Source organism: Actinoplanes sp. KI2 (assembly GCF_025630775.1).
GTDB lineage: Bacteria > Actinomycetota > Actinomycetes > Mycobacteriales > Micromonosporaceae > Actinoplanes.
The window spans coordinates 1-18,253 of record NZ_JAOSZE010000014.1; the positions used below are offsets into that span (position 1 = coordinate 1).

The 18,253-nt window shown below is 72.9% G+C and carries 15 protein-coding genes; 9 read left to right on the forward strand and 6 right to left on the reverse strand.

Annotation, left to right across the window (positions count from 1 at the left end; all coding sequences use genetic code 11):
- The 3 genes from ODJ79_RS16090 to ODJ79_RS16100 form a co-directional block, all read left to right on the forward strand.
- On the forward strand, nt 1-871 hold an 871-nt coding region (locus ODJ79_RS16090; protein WP_263024264.1), incomplete at its 5' end, for a bifunctional DNA primase/polymerase.
- A 27-nt stretch (nt 872-898) separates the two neighbouring features.
- Complete coding sequence (locus ODJ79_RS16095; protein ID WP_263024265.1) at nt 899-1,573, forward strand: activator of HSP90 ATPase; 675 nt, start codon at nt 899-901, stop codon at nt 1,571-1,573.
- Nucleotides 1,574-1,990: 417 nt separating this feature from the next.
- A complete protein-coding gene (locus tag ODJ79_RS16100) occupies nt 1,991-3,715 on the forward strand; it encodes a SpoIIE family protein phosphatase (protein ID WP_263024266.1) in 1,725 nt (574 codons plus the stop codon).
- 203 nt (nt 3,716-3,918) lie between these two features.
- On the opposite strand, the gene ODJ79_RS16105 is transcribed toward ODJ79_RS16100, so the two are convergent.
- The 3 genes from ODJ79_RS16105 to ODJ79_RS16115 form a co-directional block, all read right to left on the reverse strand.
- Nucleotides 3,919-5,331 (reverse strand): hypothetical protein, encoded by a 1,413-nt coding sequence (locus ODJ79_RS16105; RefSeq protein WP_263024267.1) that lies wholly within the window; start codon nt 5,329-5,331, stop codon nt 3,919-3,921.
- A gap of 100 nt (nt 5,332-5,431) precedes the next feature.
- Nucleotides 5,432-6,460 (reverse strand): hypothetical protein, encoded by a 1,029-nt coding sequence (locus ODJ79_RS16110; RefSeq protein ID WP_263024268.1) that lies wholly within the window; start codon nt 6,458-6,460, stop codon nt 5,432-5,434.
- A complete protein-coding gene (locus ODJ79_RS16115; RefSeq protein WP_263024269.1) occupies nt 6,457-7,068 on the reverse strand; it encodes a hypothetical protein in 612 nt (203 codons plus the stop codon). Before ODJ79_RS16115 ends, ODJ79_RS16110 begins: the two co-directional genes overlap by 4 nt.
- A gap of 99 nt (nt 7,069-7,167) precedes the next feature.
- Here ODJ79_RS16115 and ODJ79_RS16120 point away from each other — a divergent pair, with 99 nt between their 5' ends.
- Nucleotides 7,168-7,452 (forward strand): DUF427 domain-containing protein, encoded by a 285-nt coding sequence (locus tag ODJ79_RS16120; protein ID WP_263024270.1) that lies wholly within the window; start codon nt 7,168-7,170, stop codon nt 7,450-7,452.
- Between the two features lie 31 nt (nt 7,453-7,483).
- On the opposite strand, the gene ODJ79_RS16125 is transcribed toward ODJ79_RS16120, so the two are convergent.
- On the reverse strand, nt 7,484-7,873 hold the full coding sequence (locus tag ODJ79_RS16125; RefSeq protein ID WP_263024271.1) for a hypothetical protein: 390 nt from the start codon (nt 7,871-7,873) through the stop codon (nt 7,484-7,486).
- A gap of 341 nt (nt 7,874-8,214) precedes the next feature.
- On the opposite strand from ODJ79_RS16125, the gene fxsA reads away from it, so the two are divergent.
- From fxsA to ODJ79_RS16140, 3 genes are read left to right on the forward strand one after another with little or no spacing between them, the layout of a single operon-like run.
- Complete coding sequence (gene fxsA / locus ODJ79_RS16130) at nt 8,215-8,400, forward strand: FxSxx-COOH cyclophane-containing RiPP peptide (RefSeq protein ID WP_263024272.1); 186 nt, start codon at nt 8,215-8,217, stop codon at nt 8,398-8,400.
- On the forward strand, nt 8,401-9,852 hold the full coding sequence (locus ODJ79_RS16135; protein ID WP_263024273.1) for an aKG-HExxH-type peptide beta-hydroxylase: 1,452 nt from the start codon (nt 8,401-8,403) through the stop codon (nt 9,850-9,852). It begins immediately after the preceding gene.
- Between the two features lie 36 nt (nt 9,853-9,888).
- Nucleotides 9,889-11,571: a putative bifunctional diguanylate cyclase/phosphodiesterase gene (locus ODJ79_RS16140; RefSeq protein WP_263024274.1), complete on the forward strand. Its 1,683-nt coding sequence runs from the start codon at nt 9,889-9,891 to the stop codon at nt 11,569-11,571.
- Nucleotides 11,572-11,592: 21 nt separating this feature from the next.
- On the opposite strand, the gene fxsT is transcribed toward ODJ79_RS16140, so the two are convergent.
- Nucleotides 11,593-14,016 (reverse strand): FxSxx-COOH system tetratricopeptide repeat protein, encoded by a 2,424-nt coding sequence (gene fxsT, locus ODJ79_RS16145; protein ID WP_263024275.1) that lies wholly within the window; start codon nt 14,014-14,016, stop codon nt 11,593-11,595.
- A 123-nt stretch (nt 14,017-14,139) separates the two neighbouring features.
- The gene (locus ODJ79_RS16150) at nt 14,140-15,480 is read right to left on the reverse strand and encodes an MFS transporter (RefSeq protein WP_263024444.1); all 1,341 of its coding nucleotides are present in this window, start codon (nt 15,478-15,480) and stop codon (nt 14,140-14,142) included.
- 19 nt (nt 15,481-15,499) lie between these two features.
- Between ODJ79_RS16150 and ODJ79_RS16155 the strand changes: the two genes are divergently transcribed.
- On the forward strand, nt 15,500-16,489 hold the full coding sequence (locus ODJ79_RS16155) for a GlxA family transcriptional regulator (protein WP_263024276.1): 990 nt from the start codon (nt 15,500-15,502) through the stop codon (nt 16,487-16,489).
- Nucleotides 16,490-16,528: 39 nt separating this feature from the next.
- Complete coding sequence (locus tag ODJ79_RS16160; RefSeq protein ID WP_263024277.1) at nt 16,529-18,196, forward strand: GspE/PulE family protein; 1,668 nt, start codon at nt 16,529-16,531, stop codon at nt 18,194-18,196.
- Nucleotides 18,197-18,253 lie beyond the last annotated feature (57 nt).

An 18,253-nucleotide genomic window follows, 5' to 3' on the forward strand; every position in this document is an offset into this window, starting at 1 on the left:
GCTTGTTCCAATGTTGCTGACAGCCGCGTTGGCGTACGCCCGGCACGGAATCCCCGTCCTGCCGGTGCACACGCCTGACCCGAGCGGCGGCTGTTCCTGCGATCGAGGAGTCCACTGTGACCGGCCGGGCAAGCATCCCCGGCTGCGACACGGCCTCACCGAGGCCACCACCGATCCACGCCTCATCGACGTGTGGTGGTCCCGCTGGCCCGACGCGAATGTCGGGCTGCGCACCGGGGTCACGATGGACGTGGCCGACATCGACTCGGCCGAGGGCTGGCACGGCCTCACCCACCTCCTCGGCGGACAGCTGCCGGCCGGCCCGCGGGTGCGCACCGGCAGCGGCGGGTGGCATCTGTGGTTCCACCCGATGGGCTTCGGCAATCGGGTGGGCCTGCTCCCCGGCCTCGACTGGCGCGGCGCGGGCGGCTATGTGGTCGCCCCACCGTCCCGGCACGCCACCGGCGGCGACTATCGCTGGGTGCGCCGCCCGGGCGACACGCTGCCGGTCGGGCCGGCCGCCCTCCGCGACCTGATCGAGGGCCCGCCGCCGCCCGCGCACCGGACGACCACGCACCGGACGATCGCGCACCCCGATCGATACGCGCAGGCCGCCCTGACGGCCGAGTCCGAACGGGTGGCGTCCGCGCCGGTCGGCACCCGCAACGACACGCTCAACCGGGCGGCGTTCGCGCTCGGCCGGCTGGTCGGTGCGGGCCTGCTCGACCCGGGCGACGCCGTTCGCGAGCTGGACGCGGCCGCCCGGCGGTGCGGGCTGGCACGCGCCGAGATCCGGCGCACGATCCGGTCGGGGCTCGTCGCGGGTCGACGGTCACCGATCGATCCCGATGCGGGCCGACGCGTGGCGTGAGCGGCTGTTTGCCCCAATGATGGGGGCATGACCGATCAACGCGGACTGAAACCGTACGACGTGGACGTCGCCGTCGACGCGGGCCGGGACGAGGTGTGGGAGGCGGTGACGCAGCCCGCCGTGCTGCGCCAATGGTTCGGTTGGGACTACGACGATCTCGATGCCGAGATCCGGCAGATCTTCGTCGACGAGGCGACCCTGCTGGCGCCCGAGCGGATGGGCTGGGCCGACGGCTCCTACCTCGAGGTCAGCGGCGACGACGACCGGGCCCGGGTGCGGGTGTCCCGCGAGGGCTCGGGCCCGCGCGGCCCGGAGCGGTACGACGCGATCGAGGAGGGCTGGCGCGCGTTCCTGATCCAGCTGCGGTACCTGCTGAGCGCACGCCCGACCGGCCGCCGCCGCACCCTGTACCTGACCGGCGAGACGACCGGCAGGCAGGCGCTCGGGCTGGCCGAGGGCGGCTGGGAGCGCGTCGGCCCGCGGGTCGCCTGGACGGTCGACGCCGAGGGCCACCTGGTGGTGGTCGCCGGGCGGGTGCCGCTGGACCGGCCGGAGGCGGCGCGCATGGAGGTGACGGTGTCGACGTTCGGGCTGGACGACGCGGCCTTCGCGGGCCACCGCGAGGAGTGGGCCAAGCGATGGGCGCCGCTCGCCGCGGGCGCCGAGGTGACCACGGCCGCCGACCCTTCGCCGGAGAACTGACCCGGCTGCCCCTCGCCGGAGCCGACCCGCCGACCCGCTCCCTCCCCCGGAGAGCCGCCCCCGCCGGCCCGCTCCCCCGCCCCAGAGAGCCGCTCCGCCGACCCGCCCCCGCCGGAGAGCGGCCCCCGCTCGCGCTCGCCGGAGAGGAGAGCCGACCCGCTCGCCCCCGACGGAGAACTGACCCACTCGCCCCCGACGGAGAGCTGACCCGGCCACCGCCGGCGCACCGGATCCGTCCGGTTTGGCCTGCGTGCGGTGCCCGGATGGGATGAACGGAGGGTCGATCCGACGTTCGCGGGCCGGTAGCCTGTCAGGTCTGGGCGGCCGGGGGGCGACGTGCTGCGGGGAGACTTGGTCGAGACAGTGAAAGGCGTTCTCGCGCATCCGGAACGTCTGCGGGCGGTTCGGCGGCTTGGGGTGGGCGCGCGCGCCGATGCGGCATTTGACCGCATTGCCGTGCTGGTCGAGCGCCTGATCGAGACGCCGGTCGCGCTCGTGACGGTGCTCGGCGCCGATCGGCAGTACCTACCCGGACAGACCGGTCTGCCCGGTCCGCTGGCCGAGGCGCGGGAGATGCCACTCAGCCACTCGCTCAGCCGGCACGTGGTCGAGGACGGAGAGCTGCTGATCGTCCCGGACACCAGGGTCGACCCACGGATGCGGGACAGCCCGGCGGTGCACGAGCTGAGGTTCGTGGCGTACGCGGGCGTACCGCTCACCGATTCGGACGGACACGTGCTCGGCACCCTGGCGGTGATGGATTCCGAGCCGCGGGCCTGGACCCGCAGCGAGGTCGCGCTCCTGGTCGAGCTGGGCGAGGTCTGCTCGTCCGAGCTGCGGCTGCGCATCGCCCGGGAGATAGCGGACGAGGCACGCCGGGCCGCGGAGTCGGCGCACGACCAGCTCAGCCTGCTCGGCGAGCTGACCGAGACGCTGACCGCCACGATGGACATCGACGAGTCGCTCGGGCGGCTCGGGCAGACGGTCGCCGGACGGCTGGCCGACTGGTGCGTGGTGGCGCTGGCCGAACCGTCGGGGACGGTCCGCCACGTGTCGGCGGCCCACCACGACCCGGCGTACGCGGAATCGGTGCAACACCTCGCCCGGCTCGCCGCCGCGGCGCCCCGGGAGATGAAGTCGCTGGTCGCGGCCGTGCAACGCGCCGCGCTGCCGATCCGGGCGGAGGCGGCCGACCCGGCACTGCTGCGCGCTCGCATCCGGCCCGCCGAGGTCGCCGAGGTCGCCGAACGGATCGGTCTCGGCTCCTACCTGATCGCGCCGATCACCGCCCCGGTCGGCCGACGCATCGTCGGCGTGGTGATCCTGGTCAACGGCCCGGACCGGCGGCCGTTCGGCGAGGCGGAGGAGCGCACGGCCGTGGAGATCGGCCGCCGCGCCGGGCTCGCCGTCGACAACAACCGGCTCTACCGGCGGCAGCGCCACGTCGCCGAGGTGCTGCAGCAGAGCATGCTGCCCGAGCTGCCGGAGATCCCGGGCATCGAGCTGTACGCCCGGTACCTCCCGGCGCAGAGTGGCGCGGCGGTCGGCGGCGACTGGTACGACGCGTTCGTCCAGCCGGACGGCAGCGTCATGCTCGCCGTCGGTGACGTCGCCGGCCACGACATCGAGGCCGCCGCCACCATGGGTCAGGTCCGCAACCTGGTGCGCGGCGACGCTTACGGCCGCGACGACGAGCCCGGCCCTCTCCTCGCCCAGCTCGACCGCGCGCTACACGGCCTCGGCATGCCCGCCGCCGCGACCGCCGTGCTGGTCCGGCTGCGCCGCGACGACGACGGTTACGACCTCACTTTCGCCAACGCGGGCCATCCCCCGCCCGTCCTGCTGCGGCCCGACGGCGAGGTCGAGGTCTGGTGGGAGACGCCCGAGCCGCTGCTCGGCCTCGTCCCCCGCGACGAGCGCAGCACCTATCGCCGACGCATACCGCCCGGCTCGGCGCTCATGCTCTACACCGACGGGCTCGTCGAAAGCCCGGCGCAACTCATCGACGACGGCATCCGCCGCATCCGCGAGGCGATCGGCGGGAAAGCCGCCCTCCCCACCGACGACCTGTGCACCCTCCTCCTCTCCACCGCCCCCCGCCGCGACGACGACGTGGCGATCCTGGTCATCCGAGTCAGCTGACCCGCTGCGAACAGCGTGGACCCGGCCCCAAGGGGAGAGTCAAGCGACCTCGCGGGCGGTCCCGGACGAGCGTCACGCGACCTCGCGGGCGGTCCCAGGCGAGCGTCAAGCGACCTCGCGGGCGGTCCCGGACGAGCGTCACGCGAGTTCGCGGGCGGTCCCAGGCGAGCGTCAAGCGACCTCGCGGCGATCCCGAGGGAGAGTCAATCGACCTCGGGGCCGTCGATCGGCGGCCCACCGTGCGTCCACGGTGTGTCGGCCGGCTCGGGGAAAGCCGCGCCCGGCCGGTAAGCCTCGCTCAGCGTGGTCAGCAGCACCGACTCACCGACCGACGGAACGCTGCCCGGCTCGGCCACCAGCTTGCGGCCCATCCCGCCGGACAGTTCCAGCAGCACGTCGTGGCCGGTGGCGGTCGGTGTCACCGAGATGACCTTGGCCTTCTGCGCCGGGCGGGCCGGCGACGTCAACGACGCGCCCGCCTCGACCCGTACCGTCTCGGTGGTGGCCACCATGATGCGCGGGCGAAGGACGGGACGCTTCCCGGTGTCGTCCACGCGGTCCGGGTCGGCCAGCGTCACCACCCCGCCGAACGCGGCCCCGGCCAGGCGATACTCGGCCATCACCAGCGGGTCGTCGAAGGCGCGCTGCACGGCGTAGCGGGCCGCCGCGTTCTCCAGCCGCTGCAACCGGGCCGCCGCGGCCACCGCACCGTCCCGGCGGGGCTGCGGAGCGCCGTCCTCGGCGAGGTGCTGCACGTACGCCGAGTACGCGTCCCGGTCCCCGTCCCACCGCGCCCCGACCCGGTCGCCCGGCGGGAGCGTGCGAAGCCGATCGAGCGCCCGCCACATCCCCGCCCAGGTAGGCAGCAGCAGCTCGTGCAGAACGGCCCGCAGGCTCGGATCCGAGTTGCTGATCAGCGGCGCCAGCACGCGGTTGTCGAAGTCGGGATCGGTGGCCGGGCCGGCGACCGGACCCCGCTCGGCCTCCCGCGCGGCGTCGGCGCCCGACTCGATCCAGGCGAGCAGGGAGCCGAGGTGGTTGTCCTCGGCCCCGCTCTGCCCGGTCGCCCAGTGCAGCATCAGGGCCTGCACCGTGGTGGGCAGCAGCGCCGAGCCCGGCACCTCGGACGACCCGGCCAGGAAGGTCAGCCACCGCCCGAGCAGCGGCACCGAGGCCGGAACCGGGTGGTCGCCGTCCACCCGGCGGAAGCGGGTCGACCGGCCGAACAACCGGAGAAAGTCGATGCCGCCGGTGTTGGGCACCCAGACCTGCGGTGCGTCGACGAAGCGGTACCGCACGTCCCGCCCCCGGTCGACCGCCACCGCCTCGGACTCGCCGGCGAACGACTCCAGGTACGGCACCAGGTGCCCGGCCAGCTCGGCGGCGAACGCGAACCGCTCGTCCCGGTTGCGCGGCTGCTCGACGACCAGCAGCCGCGGCTCGGCGGCCGAGGTGCCGACCATGGCGGCCAGCGGCGCGTTGGCCTCCCCGGCCATGGCCAGCGGAATCAGGACGAAGGGCCGGTCGTGCACGTGTAGGTGGCGCACGGTGGCGATGGGCTGCGCCCGCCCGGCCGTGAACGCCTCTGCCCGGGCGAGCGCGACCAGCGTGCTCACCCGAACGCCTCGGCGAGCGCGACCAACGTGCTCACCCGAGCGCCTCGGCAGCGCGACCAGCGTGCCCACCCAAACGCCTCGGCGAGCGCGACCAGCGTGCTCACCCGAGCGCCTCGGCACGCAGCCGGGCCGCCTGCCGCAGCAGCGCCGCCGCCTCCGCCTGCTCGGACGACGGTTCGACCAGTCCACGGGCCAGATCGAGTGCCACCGAGACCTCCTCGATCCCGCCGAGCGACTCCCGCACCGACCGCCCGAACGCCGCGGTGGACCCCGAGGCTTCGCTCCGGCAATACACCGACATCTCACAGAACGACAGGCACTCGGGGGCATAGCGGGCGGCCAGCGCGGCCAGCGAGGAGACCAGGGCCGACGGCGGCAGCGCCAGGTCGAAGGAGACCGACTCGGGCAGCGCCTCGATCAGCGCGGAGACCGACGACAACCGCGACAACTGCCGGCGCAGGGTGGCGAGCTGCTTGCGCACGTCCAGCACCACCGCGACCGGCTGGAGCGAGAAATTCTCCGGGCAGACCAGGACCACCTCGTGACTGACCCGGTCCTCACCCAGCAGCGCCCGCAGCGCCAGCACGTACACCGCGGCCTGCACCGCCGCCGACGACACCGCCGCCGCGTCCGCCTGCCCGTCCACGATCGCGAACGACTTGATCTCGACGACCCGCAGCCGGCCCTCACCCTGGAACGCGATCAGATCCGGCTCGAGGAAGACCGTCCGGCCCGCGAGCTCGAGCGTCAGCAACGGATGGTCGATCAGCCCGGAGACCGAGGAGGCCAGCAGCTCACGGGTGCGGCCGTGGCGCGCCCCGAGCGTGTCGTCGGAGTCCGCGCCGAGGTCGTGATACCCGATCATTCCGACGTCGAGCACCGAGCGCAGCAGCGCGCAGTCGTCCGCCTTCAGCATGGCCTCGAAGGCGTTCCCGCGCGCCAGGGCGAACCGCGACTGCCCGAAGCTGCCCGGAAATCCGACTCGGGACGCCAGCGCGACCTTGTCCACCCCGGCGGCGTCCAGCACCGCGCGCCGTGAGCACCCCGGATTTCCGGTCAGGGCGGCGATGGTGCGCGCGTTGTGCCGCTTCGCCGGCGTCGAGCCGCGCAGCCGATCTATCTGGTTCATCCGGTTCCCCGCTGATGGGGCACGACCGGGATGCCGTACAACCGCTGCCGCTCGTCCAGATCGGCCGCCCGCGCCAGCGCCGCCTCCCGCCACTCGGCCTCCGCCGCGACCGCGGCCGTGAGCCGCGGGTCGGTCAGCGCGAGCCGCGCCGCCTCCGCAAGATCAAGGGCCTCCACCCCGTGCGGTACGCGCCGGGCCAGCTCCCGCAGCAGCCCCGCGGGCGCCCGCCCGCCGACCGGGGACATCGCCACGAACTCGGCGACCCGGACGATCATGGCAAGCTCGTCGGCGCGCCGGACGGCGGGAGTGACCAGTCGCTGGGCAAGTGGCCACTCCGCCAGCGCGACCAGTCCGCGCGCCGCGCGCAGGTCACCCGTGAGAGCGGCGCACAGGCCCGGCACCCGCTCCCGCGCCAGCGCCGCCACCGTCAGATCCCCGTCGAACAGCGCCGCGTGCACGTCCACCACGAGCCGGGCGCTCGCGGGCGCGCCGAGCAGCAGCAGCGCGTGCCGCGCCTGCTCGCCGGTGGTCGGTAGGGCGCTCAGATGGTTCACCGGGCCACTCTCGTCGGGGGTCGCCGTGGCGGTCGACTCTAGATCTTCATACACCGAGGGGCAATGTGGGGACGAGTCGCCACGTTTCACTCACGATAGCGATTAAGGTTCGCATATCGGACGGCCGACCGGTTCCGCGCTACCTTCGACCGTATGCCGAAGGCCATCTGGAACGACGAAGTTATCGCCGAGAGCGACGACACCGTGGTTGTCGAGGGCAACTACTACTTCCCGCGCGCATCCCTGCGGGAAGATCTGCTGGTTCCCTCGGAGACCCACACCGTCTGCCCGTGGAAGGGCAAAGCGTCCTACTACACGCTCTCGTCGAACGGGCAGACCGCGCAGGACGCGGTGTGGTTCTATCCCGAGCCGAAACCGGACGCCAAGGCCGTCCGCGACCGGGTCGCTTTCCGCAAGGACGTCCGCGTCGAGGTCTGACCTCGGGACCGGAAAATCGCCGGCGGCCCGCTCACGCGATGCGCGGGTGGGCCTCCTCGATCGCCGAGACCTCCAGATAATCGAGCATGTCCCGCTGCTCCTCCGGCTCGAGCGCGCTGAACGCCTCGTAGGCCGACGCCCGAGAGTGCGCCGTCTCGGCCGCCAGCAGCGCGATGATCGCCGACCAGGCCAGCGAGACCCGGTCGAACAGCCGCGCGCGCCGCAACGAGGTCAGCCGGCTCAGCATCGCCACCTTCGTCGCCGCGTCGTCGTCGTGCGGGATCCGGTCGGAGAGCTCGAACAGCGCCTTCCCGCGATAGGGGTGCTCGGACTCGACCATCCGCGCCAGCTCGGCGTTGCTCATCCGATCGACCGGCGGCGCCGGCCCGCGCCGGGGCAGCTGGGGAACGTCAGCGGGCACGGCTGTCCCTTCCACTCTCGAATCCGTTACCGGGCGACTGCTGCGGCAGGGTGGGTACGTTCACGAAGGTCGGGAACGGCATCACCGGCATGCTCGGCTCGGCCGCCTCGACCTGCTCATCCTGCTCGGCCGGCCGGTCCGGCCGACTCTCGGGATCTGCACCCGGCACAGTTTGTCCTCCGTTGCCGACTTTCATGCTGTTGGCGTCCTATGAGATCACGGACGCGCAACGACGGCAGCGTCGCACCCGCCCGGTCCGCCCGGGCGTCACCCGCCCCGATGACCACCGTAGCCTTGCCGCAATACATTGATTGTCACTACTTGCGGGGAAAGGGGGTGTCGTGGATCCGACGGCCGAGAACGACGCCGCGGCGTGGCAGTCACCGATGGTCGACATCTCCGGCCTGTCCCTCGAGGAGCTGGCGTCCTACGACGGCGACACCGCCCTCGCCCGCTGCCTGCGCCGCCTGTCCGCCGAGCTGGACGACCCGGCCGAACCGACGGCCGGCTTCAACTCGGCGCTCTAGGTGCGCGCCTTCCGGCTCACCGACCCCGATTTCGCCGCCCTGGCCGCCGGTCGCCCGAGTGCCGCGACCATCGCCGAGCTGCAGCGAGCGCAGATCAGCCGGCACCTTCTCCTGCTCGGCGAGATCCTCAAGCACAAAAACGGAAAAACACCCATATGGTACGCCGAGCGACGCCCCGGCCAGGAAGTGCGAGACGTGCTGGCCGACCCCATGAATGCGCTCCACACGGCCGCCACGCTCGCCGCGCTCCGGGCCAGGACTCCCCCGCCCGGGCCCCGCGACCCGGCACCGCACCGACTCTCCGCCACCGGCCGCGGCCTCACCCTGACGGTCCGCCTCGAGGACACCGACCCGATCCGCGCCCGGCTGGGCCTGATCCCGTCCCGGCCGTTGACCCGCCCGGAGGTCGACACCTGGCAGCGCCTGCTCACCGAGGCCTGGCGGCTCCTGGTGACCCGGCACCGCCCCGCCGCGTCCATCGTCGCCGCCGTCCTGCAGGTGATCGTCCCGATCGAGCCCGACCCCGGTTCGGCCGGCCTGAGCGCCACCTCGTCCGAGGCCTTCGGCGCGGTGGCCCTGTCCGCCCCGGCCGACCCGACCGCGCTGGCCGTGGGCCTGCTGCACGAGACGCAGCACAACCTGCTGAACGCCACCCGGACCCTGTTCGACCTGGTGCTCCCGGGCATGCCGGACGTCTACTCCCCCTGGCGGGACGACCCGCGCCCGCCCTTCGGCCTCCTCCACGGCGCGTACGCCTATCTGGCCGTGGCCCGCTTCTGGCGCACCGAGGCCGCCGCCACCCGGCACCCCCTCGCCCAGTTCGAGTTCGCCCGGTGGCGGTCCGCGGTCGCCGCGTCGGCCGACGCGCTGGACGGGTGTCTGACCCCGCCCGGCGCCCGATTCGTCCGAGCCCTCAAGAAAGAGGTCGGCGGCTGGCTCGCCGACGAGGTCGACCCCGAGGCCGAGCGCCTGGCCCGCGGCGCGAATCTCGAGCACCGCGTCCGCTGGCGGCTGCGCAACCTCACCGTCGACGCCGAGGCGCTGATCAAGGCATGGCCGGACGGTCCGCTGCCCGAGGCGAGCCAGCGGGCCGGCACCGGGCGCGTCCTCGAACGCAGCGACCGGTTGGACCTCGTGCACCGGTTACTCCGCGAGGGTGACCAGAGTCTTCTGCCCGGAAGCCGCCAACGGCCCGGTGATGCCGCCTGGCTACGAGGCGAATCGGGGACTGCTTGTCACGCGTACGTCCAAGGCTTGAAACAGAGTGTGAGTCGCGCCACAAAGCCGGAGGAACCGCCGGGCCCGCGCGAAGTTGACCTTTGGGCCGGAATCGCGCTCACCGGGCCGTGGCGCAGCGTGCGGGAACGGCCGGAGCTGGTACGGGCCGCCTACCTCGCCCTGCCCGACCAGGAACTCGACAAGATTGCCGAGTGGCTGAACTTCTCAAGTTGACTTCGCGGCGGCCGATGGACGGCGCGGAGGTGAGCTATGGGCTCCAGCAAGGCTCTGGATTGGGTGCGGCGTGGCATCGACGATGCCACGATCTTCGCGTCCTTGACGGTGCTGGCCTGGCCGGTGTTCCTCGGGCGGCTGTTCGACGGTGACCATCGGCTGCTCGACTGGCTGCTGCCGGTGGGCATCGTGGCCGTGGCCGGCGTCGTGGTCTCCCATCTGGCCGATCGCCGGCCGATCGCCAAGTACGCTCCGGTCAGCGTCGGGCTGCTGGTGGCCGCCCTGCTGAACGCGAGCGGGCGCGGCGGTGCCGGGCTCACCTGGCTGATCATCGCGGTAGCGGCCCTGATCGTGGCGCGCCAGTTCCTCGGCGCGCGCACCAACGAGGGCCTGATCCGCGACCTCACCCGGCAGCAGGCCCAGCTCGCCCGGCAGGCGGTCCGTGACCCGCTCACCGGGCTCGGCAACCGGGCCATGTTCATGAACCACGCCCGGGACGCGCTGGCCGACGCCGACGACACCATGACGGCGGTGATCCTGCTGGACCTGGACGGGTTCAAGGGGGTCAACGACACGTACGGCCACGCCGCCGGCGACGAGCTGCTGCGGGTCGCCGCCGAGCGGCTCAACGCGAACGTGCGAGGCAACGACACCGTCTCCCGGCTCGGCGGCGACGAGTTCGTGGTGCTGCTGCCCCGCCTCACCGACGACCAGATCGCCGACACGGTGGCCAACCGGATCCTGCGCGACCTGCTGCAGCCGCTGGTCGTCGGCGACCACGTGCTGAGCATCCGGGCCAGCGCCGGCATCGCCTTCGCCCGCGGCGCCGAGCACGACGTGGACGCCATCCTGCGCGAGGCGGACGTCGCTCTCTACCAGGCCAAGGAGGACGGCAAGGGTGTCGCCTGCCGGTTCGACCCGGCCCGCCTCGCCGCCGTCGAGCAGCGCCGCCGGGACGAGGACGACCTGCGCCGGGCCCTCGCCGAGCAGCAGTTCGAGGTGCACTACCAGCCGATCGTCGACCTGGCCGGCGAGCACGTCGTCGGCGTCGAGGCGCTGATCCGCTGGCAGCACCCGTCGCGCGGCTTGCTCGCGCCGGGCGCCTTCCTCGAGCTGGCCGAGGAGATCGGCATCATGCCGGAGCTGGGCATCTGGGTGCTCGAGCGGGCCTGCGAGCAGGCCGTCGAGTGGCAGCGCGACAACCCGGCCTTCGAGCTGAACGTCAACCTGTCCGCCTCGCAGCTGGGCAGCGCCTCGCTGACCGACGATGTGCGGGCGGTGCTGGAGCGCACCGGCATCCCGGCCAACCTGCTGGTGCTGGAGCTGACCGAGTCGGTCGCGCTCACCGACCTGACCGAGTCGGCCCGGGTGCTGGCCTCGCTGAAGGCCCTGGGCGTCCGCCTCGCGCTGGACGACTTCGGCACCGGGTTCTCCTCGCTGAGCCACCTGGGCGCCCTCCCGGTCGACGTCGTGAAGATCGACCGCTCGTTCGTCCAGGCCATGCCGGACAGCGCGGACGGCACGTCGGTGGCCGAGGCGGTGCTGCAGATCGCCCGGACGTTCGGCCTGGCCCCGGTCGCCGAGGGCGTCGAGGACGCCGGCCAGGCGGCCCGGTTGCGCGATCTCAACTGCGCGCAGGCGCAGGGCTACCACTTCGCCAAACCGATGCCGGCGGCCGACATCCGCGACCTGCTGACCCTCCAGGGCTCGGCGACGTAGTCCGGTGGCCAAGGGTCTGTCCTAGAGGGGCGGGAGGTCGACTTCCGTCTCCAGGCGAACGCCGGCGGCCACCCGGGCCAGCAGCGGGTGGCCCTCGCCGTACGCCTTGGCCAGGGCCGCCGTCACCTGGTGCCGGGCCTCCTCGTCGCCGCCGTCGAGGACGGCGTTCCAGGCGCAGGCCAGGGTGTCCGGGTGTTCGGCGCCGCGCAGCAGGTGAGAGCGCTGCCAGGTGTCGGCGGCGATCTGCTGGGCCTCCTGCCGCTCGCCCAGGCCGAACAGGTCGGTGGCGTAGCCGTTGGCGCAGGCGAGCGTGAACGGGTGGTCGGCGCCGACGCTGCGCCGCAGGCCGTGCAGCGCCTCCTGATCGATGCGGCGGGCCTCCACCCGGCCGCCGCGGGCGCGCACGACGCCGGCCAGGCCGGCGGTGGCGGCCAGGGTGAACGGGTGGTCCTCGCCGAGCAGTGAGTGATAGCGGACCACCGCGCGTTCCAGCAGGTCGAGGGCCCGGCCCAGGTCGCCGGCCGCGGTCGCGGCGTGGGCCAGCGTGACGATCGCGCCCAGCGTCTCCACGTGCTGGTCGCCGAAGCGCCGCCGGGTCAGCTCGGCGGTGGTCTCGGCCAGGGCCAGCGCGTCCGGCCGGCAGCGGCGGCGGGCGGCCATCGCGGCGACCCGGGCCGCCCAGATCGCGAACGGATGGTCCTCGGCGACCGTGCCCGGCCGGATCGAGGCCAGCACCTCGGCGGCGCCGGCGTAGTCGCCCATGCCGAACATGTCGTAGGCGAGCCCGGCCCGGGAGGACAGGATCTCCGGGTGGCCGTCGGCGAGGACCGCCTGGCGCTGCCGCAGGGTCTGCTCGTCGACCGTGCGGGCGCCCCGGAAGTCGCCGAGCAGGCGCAGGTCGGCGGCCAGGTTGTTGGCACAGCGCAGCGCGGTCGGGAAGCCCTCGCCGAACAGCCGGCGGTAGCGGACCAGGTTGTCGGCGTCGAGCTGGCGGGCCTGGCCGAAGATGCCCCGGATGCGCAGGTCGGCGCCGACGCTGTTGGCGGTGGCCAGGGTGGTCTCGTCGTCGGCGCCGAGCGCGGACCGCTGGGACCGCAGGGTCTGCTCGTTGAGCTGCCGGGCCTCGGCCGTGCGGCCGAGCGCCCGCAGCGCGTTGGCGAGGTGGAACGAGGCCAGCAGGGTCTGCTCGTCGGTCTCGCCGAGGGTCTCCCGCCAGCGCTGCCGGGCCGCGGCGGCGAGGTCGCGGCTGGAGTCGTAGTCGCCCCTCGCGTACAGGAACCGCACGCAGTTGATCACCAGCTGGCGGATCTCCTCGCGGTCCGCGCCGAGCACGTCGGAGTGGATCAGGTGCGGGGTGAGCTCGGCGTACCGGGCACGGACGGCCGGGTCGTCCGGGTCACCCGGGTCGGCGGCGGCGAGCATGCCGCGGACCGTGGCGAGCAGCGTGACGTGCCGGGCCGAGTCGAGCCCCTGGCCGAGCAGGGTGCGGGCGAGCGGGTGCACGATCAGCTGCTCGCCGGGCGGGTCGAGCTCGGCCAGCCCGTACCGGCCGATCAGCCGGAGCGCGGCCTTCAACCGGCGCTCGATGCGCACGGTCTCGCCGAGCTCGGCGGAGAGCGGCAGCATGCGGGCGCCCCACAGCAGCCGCCAGGAGACCGGCGCGCTGCCGAGGAAGGCGCCCAGCTCGAGCAGTTGGTACGCGGCCGGGGAGTCGGCCCGCAGCGCCTCCGCGGCCAGCTGCCAGGCCACCCCGATCGGATTCGCGAGGGAGTCGTCCCGATGTTTCTCCTCGAATCGGGCCAGATACTCCTTTACCGACCAGCCGGTCATGGCGCGGGCGGCCGCGGCCAGCACCAGGGCCATCGGCAGGTCGCCGAGGCGCTCGGCGATCTGCTCCGCGTCGGCGATGGATAGTTCCGGGCCGCGCCGGCGCAGCAAATCGACGCTGTCGGGGCGGTCGAAGACGCCGACCGGCAGCGCCTGCGCCACCTCGGCCGGCCAGTGCGGGTTGCGGCTGGTCACCAGCACGTGCCCGGCACCGCTGGGCAGGTACGCCTTGATCTCGTCGGGCCGGTTGGCGTCCTCGAAGACGATCAGCCAGTTCCGGTACGGCTCGCCGCGGCTGAGCGCGTCGCGTACCTCGGCGAGCGTGCGGTTGATGTCGCCGGTCTCCGGGAGGCCCAGCTCCTGGGCGAGGCCGATCAGCGCGTGCCGGGCGCCGGCCGACTGCTCCGAGGGGATCCACCACACCAGGTCGTACGTCTCGGCGTAGCGGTAGACGTACTCGGCGGCCAGCTGGGTGCGCCCGGTGCCGCCCAGCGGGTGATCGTCGCCGGGGAGCAGCACCACGGCGCCCGCGGCGAGACACTCCCGCAGGCGGGACAGGAGATCCTCGCGACCCACGAAACCGGGGTTACGTGGCGGCAGACCGCCCAGGATCGGCATGCCGATTACCGTACGTGGAAACGTGACGACAGTGGAAGACGGAAGACCGGGTTACCTGATGCGTTTGTGACGACTATGGACACCGATAGTGACGAAACCGCGGTGTCCACAGTCGTCGGAGACTCACGCCTTGGCCGCCGTGACCAGGCCGATCCCCGGGGCGATCGGCTTCATCCGCCGACCGGCGAACAGCATCAGGCTGAGCAGGCTCGCGAGGATCGCCAGCGCGCCGGCGCCGTACCAGGCCGCGTCGTACGCCCCCAGCTGATCCCGCAGCAGGCCGGCGGTGCTGGCCGCGATCGCCGCGCCGAACTGGTGCGAGGCGAACACCCAGCCGAAGACGACCGGGCCGGCGGCGCCGAAGTACTCCCGGCACAGGGTCACCGTCGGCGGCACGGTCGCCACCCAGTCGAGCCCGTAGAACAGGATGAACACCACCATGCTCGGGTGCGCGCTCGCCGCGAACAGCGACGGCAGCACCAGCAGCGACAGCCCCCGGCCGAAGTAGTAGATGCCCAGCAGCACCCGGCTGTCGACCCGGTCGGTGAGCCAGCCGGAGACGATCGTGCCGGCGATGTCGAAGAGGCCGACCAGGGCGAGCAGACCGGCGGCGGTGGTCTCCGGCATGCCGTGGTCGTGCGCGGCCGGGATGAAGTGGGTGCCGACCAGCCCGTTGGTGGTCGCACCGCAGATCGCGAAGCCGCCGGCCAGCAGCCAGAACGGCCCGGTGCGGGCGGCCTGGCCGAGGGCGCGGACCGCGGTGCGGGCCGCTCCGGCCGGAGCGATGGGCTTCGGCTCCTCATACTCGCCGCCGTACGGGCCGATGCCGAGCTCCGCCGGATGATCACGTAGCTTCCACCCGACCAGCGGCACGACCAGCAGGGCCACCCCGGCCACGGTCATCGCCGCGAACCGCCAGCTGTACTGCTCGGTGAGGGTGGCCAGGACCGGCAAGAAGATCAGGTTGCCGGCCGCGCCACCGGCCGTGAGCACGCCGGTGACCAGGCCACGATGCTTGACGAACCAGCGGTTGGTGACGACCGCCACGAAGCCGAGCGCCATCGAGCCGGTGCCGAGCCCGACCAGCACGCCCCAGCAGAGGATGAGCTGCCAGCTCTGCCGCATGAAGACGGTGAGCCCGGAGCCGGCCGAGACCAGCAGCAGCGCGCCCATCACCACCCGCCGAATGCCGAATCGCTCCATCAGGGCGGCGGCGAACGGCGCGGTGAGGCCATAGAGCAGCAGGTTGACCGAGACGGCCGCGGAGATCGTGCCGAGCGACCAGCCGAACTCGTCGTGCAGCGGGCGGAGCATGACCGACGGGGTCGCCCGGAAGCCGGCCGACCCGACCAACGCGACGAAGGCAACGGCGGCGACGAACCAGGCTGGATGGATCTTGTACGTCTTGGGCACGACTCCATGATCGTGCGACGTGGCCGGCTGGGCGAGTGGCCGGGAGGCCATCATGCGCAAGAATTGGGCCATGGTCCCTCACCAGATCGCGGTACTGGCCCTGGACGGCGTCGTCGGCTACGACCTCGGCACGCCGCCACAGGTCTTCCATGCCGCCCGCAAGAGCGACGACGACCGGTTCTACGACGTACGGGTGTGCAGCGCCGGCCCGATCCACAGCACCGCCGGGTTCACCGTGATCCCCGACCACGGCCTGGAAGCGCTCGAGGACGCCGGCACCGTTCTGGTCCCCGGCGTCGGCACCGGTGGCCCGGTCACCGACGGCACCATCCCGCCCGAGATCAAAGAGGCACTGCTGGCCGCCGCCGCCCGCGGGGCCCGGATCGTCTCGATCTGCACCGGTGCCTCGGTGCTGGCCGCCGCCGGCCTGCTCGACGGCCGCACCGCCGCCACCCACTGGGCCTGGGCAGGGCGCATCTCCCGGCTGTACCCGCGGGTGAACTGGAACTTCGACGTGCTGTTCGTGGACGACGGCGACATACTCACCTCGGCCGGGGTGGGCGCCGGCGTCGACCTCTGCCTGCACATCGTGCGCAGCGACCACGGCGCCGAGGCGGCCAACCGGGCGGCCCGCCGCTGCGTGGTGCCCGCGGTCCGCGAGGGTGGGCAGGCGCAGTACATCGAACGGCCGGTGCCGGCGAGCGCGGGGGCGGGCACCGCGCCGACCCGGGCGTGGGCGCTGGACCGGCTGGCCGAGCCGGTCAGCCTCGAGGAGATGGCCGGGCACGCGCGGATGAGCGTACGGACCTTCACCCGCCGCTTCCGGGAGGAGACCGGGATGAGCCCGCGGCAGTGGCTGCTGCGCGAGCGGGTCGCGCACGCTCAGCTTCTGCTCGAGTCGACCGATCTTGGAGTCGACGCGGTGGCCCGGCGCTCGGGCTTGGGCAGCGCCACGGCTCTGCGGCAACACCTGCAGGCGACGATCGGGGTGGCGCCCAGCGCGTACCGGCGGACCTTCCGGAACTCGGCCTTCCGGCATCCCGTGCAATCTGGGTCGTAGCATCTCAGTTCGGACGCATGGCGTCCGATGATTCAGTTCGTGGACCAGACCTTCCGACCGCTGCTCGACGCGCTGAAGCAGATCGGTGTCGATCCGCGCGCCGTCGACGCGGCCGCGGAGGAAGCCCAGCGCAGCAACCGCTCGGTGCGCGCCGTTCTGATCAACGACCAGGTCGTCACCGAGGAGAAGCTCACCGAGGCGGCCGCCCAGGCGTTCGGCATCAACACCCTCGATCTGGCCACCTTCACCCCCGACCCACAGGCGCTCAAGCGCATCCCGCTGCCGGTGGTGCTGCGCCACCGGGTGCTCGGCCTGTCCATGTCCAACGGCGAGCTGATGGTCGGCGTCACCGACCCGGGCGACGTGGTGGCGCTGGACGACGTCCGGGCGGCCACCGGCATGACCGTGCGCCCGGTGGTGGTGGCCCGCAGCGAGGTCCGCCGGATCATCGAGAAGCTCCAGCGCGACTCCAGCGACCTCGCCGAGGTCGCCGACGGCGACCAGGACGACCAGGCCGGGATGACCGCCCAGGCCACCAGCAACGACGATGCGCCGATCGTGCGGTACGTCAACAACCTGATCGAGCAGGCCGTCCAGAACCGCGCCTCCGACCTGCACCTCGAGCCGACCGAGGACGACATGCGGGTGCGCTACCGGATCGACGGCGTGCTGCACGAGGTCGACGTGGTGCCGCGCGGCGTGATGGCGGCGCTCACCTCCCGCATCAAGATCATGTCGGGCGTCGACATCACCGAGAAGCGGGTGCCGCAGAACGGCCGCATCACCGCGATGATCCGCGACCGTACGGTTGACCTGCGGACCGCGACGCTGCCGACGGTCTGGGGCGAGAAGATCGTCCTGCGGGTGCTCGACACCGGCGGCATCGACCTCGACATGAACAAGCTGGGGTTCGCCCAGCACAACCTCGACCGGTTCGCCGCGTCCTTCTCCAAGCCGCACGGCATGGTGCTGGTCACCGGCCCGACCGGCTCCGGCAAGTCGACCACGCTCTACGCCACGCTGGGCCGGATCAGCAAGCCGGAGATCAACGTGATCACCGTGGAGGACCCGGTCGAGTACCGCCTGCGCGGGATCAACCAGGTGCAGGTCAACGTGAAGGCCGGGCTGACCTTCGCGGCGGTGCTGCCGGCCATCCTGCGGTCCGACCCGGACGTGGTGCTGATCGGTGAGATCCGGGACGGCCACACCGCGCAGATCGCGGTCGAGGCCTCGCTCACGGGCCACCTCGTGCTCTCCACCCTGCACACCAACGACGCGCCCGGCGCGGTCACCCGGCTCACCGAGATGGGCATCGAGCCGTTCCTGGTCGGGTCGTCGCTGGACTGCGTGCTCGCCCAGCGGCTCTCCCGGCGCCTGTGCGACTGGTGCAAGGAGGCGTACGCGCCGACCGAGGAGGAGCTGGTCGGCGCCCGCTGGCCGTTCGAGGACCTGGCCGTGCCGCAGGCGCTGTACCGGCCGGTGGGCTGCCGCAACTGCGCGAACACCGGGTACCGCGGCCGGCTCGCGATCCACGAGGTCATGCCGATCTCGCCGGAGATCGAGTCGCTGACCATCCGCCGGGCCTCCGCGGGCGAGATCCGCGAGGTGGCGCTCGACCAGGGCATGTACGACCTGCGGGCGGACGGCTTGGCCAAGGCCGCCGGTGGGCTCACGTCGGTCCGCGAGGTCTCCCGGGTAGCGATCTGAGGACGTCGCGCGATTTTTCGTCCTATTCCGTCAAGGCACCCGGTCAGGTGCCGAATA

What these genes read in the sequence shown, in the direction of transcription:
- ODJ79_RS16095 (WP_263024265.1), top strand. Translation starts at nt 899, where the DNA reads ATGACCGATCAACGCGGACTGAAACCGTACGACGTGGACGTCGCCGTC.
- ODJ79_RS16110 (WP_263024268.1), bottom strand. Translation starts at nt 6,460, where the DNA reads ATGAACCAGATAGATCGGCTGCGCGGCTCGACGCCGGCGAAGCGGCAC.
- ODJ79_RS16120 (WP_263024270.1), top strand. Translation starts at nt 7,168, where the DNA reads ATGCCGAAGGCCATCTGGAACGACGAAGTTATCGCCGAGAGCGACGAC.
- ODJ79_RS16140 (WP_263024274.1), top strand. Translation starts at nt 9,889, where the DNA reads ATGGGCTCCAGCAAGGCTCTGGATTGGGTGCGGCGTGGCATCGACGAT.
- fxsT (WP_263024275.1), bottom strand. Translation starts at nt 14,016, where the DNA reads ATGCCGATCCTGGGCGGTCTGCCGCCACGTAACCCCGGTTTCGTGGGT.
- ODJ79_RS16150 (WP_263024444.1), bottom strand. Translation starts at nt 15,480, where the DNA reads ATGGCCTCCCGGCCACTCGCCCAGCCGGCCACGTCGCACGATCATGGA.
- ODJ79_RS16155 (WP_263024276.1), top strand. Translation starts at nt 15,500, where the DNA reads ATGGTCCCTCACCAGATCGCGGTACTGGCCCTGGACGGCGTCGTCGGC.